Genomic DNA, 5,785 nt, shown 5'->3' on the forward strand with positions numbered 1-5,785 from the left:
ATCCTTGACATCCAGTTTTACATCATCCGTGGGCATACCTGTCTTTTGGTCCGGCAGCCAACCGCTGGTATTCCAAACAACTTTTTTAACACCGTTCGCTTTGGCCGCGTCGATAACATTTTTTGAAAATTGGAATCCGTCAAGAGGGTTGGGCAACGAAACTGGAATCATAAAGGCAATTGCATCAATATCTTTTGTGACCTCTAGCATTTGCGCAGCGTCGCCCATGTTTCCAAACAAGGGAGCCGCACCAGCATCCTTTAACTTGGTAGCACCTTTTTCATTACTTGTTACAGCAAATACCTTTGCGTTTTTCTTTATTGCCTCAGGTATGATATTGAATTGTTGGGAGCCTGTGGCTCCAAATACTAATATTTTCATTTTTTTTATTTAAGGTTAACTAGAGCAAAATTCAATATTTACATACCTTTGTACAAGTACTTACCAAAAGGTTGGGCACATACCTTTTGGTTAGAATTATTGATTATCAATGGAAGAAAAAGCACAAAAAATTATTCCTTGCGACAAAGGATGTCCCGTTAAAGCATCATTAGGGCTTTTAGGAGGCAAATGGACACTGATGATAATTTTTCAGATCAATGATAATGTGATAAGGTACGGTCAGCTGAAAAAGGCAATTCCGGATATCAGTGAGAAAATGCTCATACAGGAGTTAACGATGCTGGTCAAAAATAAACTCGTCAGTAGAAAGGCTTACCCTGAAATCCCTCCAAAAGTTGAATACAGGCTGACCGACCTAGGAAAGAAAACCCTTCCGGTTCTTGATAAATTAATCGAATTCGGTCTGGAGAATTTGGTGTAATGCTGAAGGAAAGATCATTGGCCACCAAAGCGAGCGAGTTCTGTAGACGGTTTTGGATAAGTCAGGCAAGTTATCGAAATAGAGTTCGCTCGATCATATGGATTGTTAAGAAGGCTTATAGGATTGTTGCCTGAGTAAAAATCATGGCGATTTGGGTAAGTGAAGGATGTTCGAAAAGTCGGATTTTTATAAAAAAAAGTCATTTTTTTATAAAAATGTACCTGATCACATCGATAAATTTGTTTTTGTATTAGATCATGCTGACCAAATGTATATGAACCGTAGAAAACTTATCCAAAGCCTTAGCCTAGGTTTGCCTGCAATATTGCTTTCCAGTAAACTTTCTGCCCTGGCAATAAACAGGGATGCCGCAAAAGAATTTGTTGAAAAAATCTTAGCTGGACCATTTTCTCCAACTTGGGAGTCGCTCTCCAACTATCAGACGCCTGAGTGGTTTAGAGACGCAAAATTTGGAATGTGGGCTCATTGGGGACCACAATGCCAGCCGGAAGCAGGAGACTGGTATGCAAGGAACATGTACATGGAGGGCAACTGGAAATATAAATACCATGTCGAGAAATATGGGCATCCGTCTAAATTTGGATTCAAAGATGTAATCAATATCTGGAAGGCAGAAAAATGGGATCCGGAAGCATTGGTTTCCCTATACAAAAGCGCAGGGGCAAAATATTTCATGGCACTCGCCAATCATCACGACAATTTAGACTTATACGATAGTAAATATCAGAAAAATTGGAATTCGGTAAAACAAGGACCTAAAAAGGATATCATCGGCGGCTGGGCCGCCGCCGCAAAAAAACATGGGCTTCCTTTTGCTGTAAGTGTCCATGCAGCACATACCTGGAGCTGGTTTGAAACTGCTCAGCGAGCCGATAAAACGGGCCCGTTGGCAGGAGTACCCTATGATGGAACCCTTACCAAAAAAGATGGAAAAGGCAAATGGTGGGATGGACTTGATCCACAGGAACTTTACGCCCAGAATCATGAGCTCAGTAAAAACAGCGAAGATGATGGCATGATCCATAAACAATGGCATTGGGGTAATGGCGTAACTCCACCTAGCAAAGCATACATCGATAAATTCTTTAACCGGACAATCGACCTGATCGATAAATACCGCCCTGATATGATTTATTTTGATGATTCGCAATTTCCAATGTGGCCCATTAGTGATGCCGGTTTGAAAATTGCTGCTCATATGTACAATAAAAGCATTAAGGACAATGGTAAACTAACCGCAGTTATCACCGGTAAGATCCTCACCCAAGAGCAGCGGAAAGCAATGGTATGGGATATTGAACGCGGGCAGAGCAATAGTATAGAGCCTCTGCCATGGCAAACTGACACCTGCATCGGCGACTGGCACTACGATAGGGGGATATACGACAGGAAGGCTTATAAAACCCCAAAAACGATTATCCATACCCTGGTTGATGTGGTGAGTAAGAATGGAAACCTGATGTTGAATATTCCTGTTCGGGGTGATGGCACAATTGATGAACTGGAACGCAAAATTGTTGAAGAAATCGGTATCTGGATGAACGCAAATGGAGACAGTATCTATGGAACGCGGCCGTGGAAGATATTTGGAGAAGGACCGGCACAGAACCAGGCCGCTGCATTAACTGCACAGGGATTTAATGAAGGCAAAGGAAAGCCTTTTAGTCAGCAGGACATACGCTTCACCACAAAGGGAAACGCGCTTTTCGCTACTGTGATGGCCTGGCCAACTGACGGATCTGTGCTTATTACAAGTTTAGCGGTAGATAGTTCATCTTATCCCCAAAAAATAAACAGTGTACAGCTTGTTGCAACAGGCCAGGAACTGAAATTTGAAAGAAATGCAGATGGCCTTAAAGTTTACTTTCCTGATGTTATGCCATCGGCTGCTTATGCCAATCCACTAAGAATTGTTTAATGGTATTGTTCTCCGGTTTTAAGAGATTGATAAAAGCCTCAGGCATGGGTGGGTTGTATCAGTAGTGTTTACATAACCGGAGATTTACATCGGTCAGCTTACTTTACCCCATTGTTGGCTTGAATACTTACAATAAATGCCAAGGTTTAGAAAAATCTATTCTGCCCATCAGCGTCTCAATTGCAAGCCAAATTACTTTCAAATACACCTTTAAATATGAAAAAATACGCCCTTGCRCTTGATCTGATTGATGACGCTGCGCTCATTGCCGAATACGAAGACTACCATAAACATGGCTGGCCGGAAATAACGGCTAGCATTATTGATTCCGGAATTTTAAAAATGGAAATCTATAGGGTTTCAAATCGGCTATTTATGTCGATGGAAACCACCGAAAAGTTCAGTTTCTCACATAAGGCGCAGATGGATGAGAAAAATGAAAAGGTCCAGCAATGGGAAAAACTCATGTGGAAGTTTCAGCAACCTTTGCCCTTTGCCGACGAAGGAGTGAAGTGGGTACTTATGGAAAAAATATTCGAATTGGATTGCGCAAAACAAATTAAGTAAACGACCAGCCATTAATGAAAGCAGCGCTATGACTCTTCCCGCTAACCGCTAGAAAAAGACCTTCTTGATGGTGTACTGCACCTTATGCTGGTGTAGCTTTTGAAATGAGAAATCTTAAATGGGATCAAAAGACATCTTGGTCTGATTACAAAAATGAGCCCGTTTAGATAATCTTAGACACGTGAATTTTTATCGCCCTGTATGATATCCGCCTTTAATGTACTAAGTTTACCCACCAAACCAAGTATATTATGATGATTGCCATCAGAATGTTTTTTTCATTTTGTCTGATCATAATTAGCTTTCATGCTGCTTTTGCCCAGTCTATAAATGACGAATCCGTCAGCAAACGATGGTTAACTACCAAAAACTATACGATAGCCGATGGGCTTCCCTCAAAGAGCACTACTGCTACACTCCAGGATAAAAAGGGGTTTATATGGGTTGGAACCGAAAATGGTCTGTGCCGTTTCGATGGCTTTAATTTTAAGGTGTTTTCAAAGAAAATAGGTGATAGCACCTCCATTACAAACAATTATATCAACGCACTCTGTTTGGACCGTCAGGGCCGGATATGGGTGGCAACAATGGACGGGCTCAATCTGTTCGATCCGCTTTCTGAAACTTTCAAAAGATTTTTCCACAACGAAAAAAAGCCAGGCTCTTTAAGCAATAATAAGGTATGGTCTATTTTGTGTGATAGGGAAGAAACCGTTTGGATTGGTACCGATGATGGATTTAATCAGTATATACCCGATCGGCAACAATTTCGCATTTATAAGCCACATCCCACAAGACCAGGCAGTATGGTAGGCAAATCTGTTAACGCGATCATCCAGGATGACGGCAACAATTTATGGCTGGGGAATTGGAGCGGGGGGCTTAACAAATTTGATAAAAAAAGCAGGCTCTTTACCAGCTTCCGTCAATATCACGTCAATGGAGAGAAAAATCCAAATGACATTTGGTCCCTCAGTTACGCTTCAAATGGAAGTATATGGGTTGGAACCTATTGGAACGGTCTTTTTAGTTTCGACGTAAAAAGCAGTAAATTCTCTAAGATTCAGCATCCGGAAAATGAAACATATTCCGTCTTCAGTATTATGCCCTTGGATGACAGATCGCTGCTCATTGGGGGTAGCAACGGTTTTTATCGCTATGGTATACTGTCAAAAAAGTGGGAAAAGATCGGTAGCATAAAAAACTATGCCAACGGTGAGTCGTATAAAGACGTGAACGGTATCGTGTGGATAAATGCAGTAAACGGACTGTACAAAATAGATCATCAGCGTTATAATTTAAAAATTAAGCCACTGCCGTTTGGAAACAGGGGTATCAGCAGTATGCTTGTAGGAGATTCATCAATTTGGTTCGGCACTGATAATGGCCTTTTTAAAGTTGAAAGAAAATCTGGAAAAACACAGCTGTTTACAAAGAGCCAAGCAGCTAACAGTCTTACAAGTAATAACATAAGTGACCTTTATTTCGACACCAATGGGATTCTCTGGATATTAACAGAGAACGGTTTTGATAGCTACGATGAGCGTAAAGCTGTCTTCACCCACCACTATCATCACTCTTCAATCGGTAATCTATTTAACGAAGATGTTTTCAGGAGTATTTTAGAGCTTGATAAAGGCGTATATGTTCTGGCGACTGATGCAGGAATAAAGATTTTTGACCGGAATAAAAACAAATACCAGCATTTCTATAACCAGCCTCAAAATGCGCTTTCAATAAATAATAATCACGCTTATGTGCTCTGCAAAGCTTCTGATGGTAGGATTTGGGTAGGGACTTATGGTGGAGGGGTAAATATATTCGATAGAAAAACTGGTAGCTTCACGCAGGTCACGACTGATAATGGATTAAGCAGCAATGTTATAAATAAAATTTTCCTTGACACTAAAAAGAATATTTGGATCTGTACTCCTGATGGATTAAATATGTACAATCCACGCACAAAGCAGTTTCAGGGCTATTCGAAAAGGGAAGGCTTTYCCAGTAATATCTTCAAAGATATCATTGAAGATAGCCAGGGAACCATTTGGCTGATAACCGAGAACGGTATATCCAGCTTGGTTCCAGCGACCAGTAAGGTTAGGAATTTTGATGAGGCTGACGGGTTTTCGGTAAATGCTATTCTTGGGCGTAACGGCGATTCTATTTTTGTTGCCGGAAGCAAAGGTTATATTGCTTTTCACCCTAAACAGGTTACCTTAAATGAGGGCAGTCCCAAAGTTTATATTACCGATTTTATGGTATTTAGCAAATCCGTGCTGCCAAAGCAAACAGGTCCCTTAAAGGAAAACATCAATACTGCAAAAGAAATTGTCCTTGAGTATGATCAAAGTGTTTTTTCGTTGGAATTTGTTGCACTAAATTATGCCGATCCGATGAAAATAGAATATGCTTACCGGTTAGTGGGCTTCGATAAAAAATGGAATGAGGTAGGC

General features: G+C 40.8%; 5 protein-coding genes. 4 read left to right on the forward strand and 1 reads right to left on the reverse strand.

Annotation, left to right across the window (positions count from 1 at the left end):
• On the reverse strand, positions 1–381 hold a 381-nt coding region (locus AC1DND_RS16680), incomplete at its 3' end, for an SDR family oxidoreductase (protein ID WP_477583292.1).
• Positions 382–490: 109 nt separating this feature from the next.
• Here AC1DND_RS16680 and AC1DND_RS16685 point away from each other — a divergent pair.
• The 4 genes from AC1DND_RS16685 to AC1DND_RS16700 form a co-directional block, all read left to right on the forward strand.
• Entirely contained in the window at positions 491–823 is a 333-nt protein-coding gene (locus AC1DND_RS16685) for a winged helix-turn-helix transcriptional regulator (protein ID WP_057934936.1), read from the forward strand.
• Between the two features lie 274 nt (positions 824–1,097).
• Positions 1,098–2,762, forward strand: a complete 1,665-nt coding sequence (locus tag AC1DND_RS16690; protein WP_057934940.1) for an alpha-L-fucosidase — start codon at positions 1,098–1,100, stop codon at positions 2,760–2,762.
• A gap of 216 nt (positions 2,763–2,978) precedes the next feature.
• The gene (locus AC1DND_RS16695) at positions 2,979–3,329 is read left to right on the forward strand and encodes an L-rhamnose mutarotase (protein WP_057935177.1); all 351 of its coding nucleotides are present in this window, start codon (positions 2,979–2,981) and stop codon (positions 3,327–3,329) included.
• 251 nt (positions 3,330–3,580) lie between these two features.
• Positions 3,581–5,785, forward strand: a 2,205-nt coding sequence (locus AC1DND_RS16700; RefSeq protein WP_477583295.1) for a ligand-binding sensor domain-containing protein, incomplete at its 3' end; no start/stop codon positions are given.

The organism is Pedobacter sp. 01N416 (assembly GCF_056399685.1).

What these genes read in the sequence shown, in the direction of transcription:
- AC1DND_RS16690 (WP_057934940.1), top strand. Translation starts at nt 1,098, where the DNA reads ATGAACCGTAGAAAACTTATCCAAAGCCTTAGCCTAGGTTTGCCTGCA.
- AC1DND_RS16685 (WP_057934936.1), top strand. Translation starts at nt 491, where the DNA reads ATGGAAGAAAAAGCACAAAAAATTATTCCTTGCGACAAAGGATGTCCC.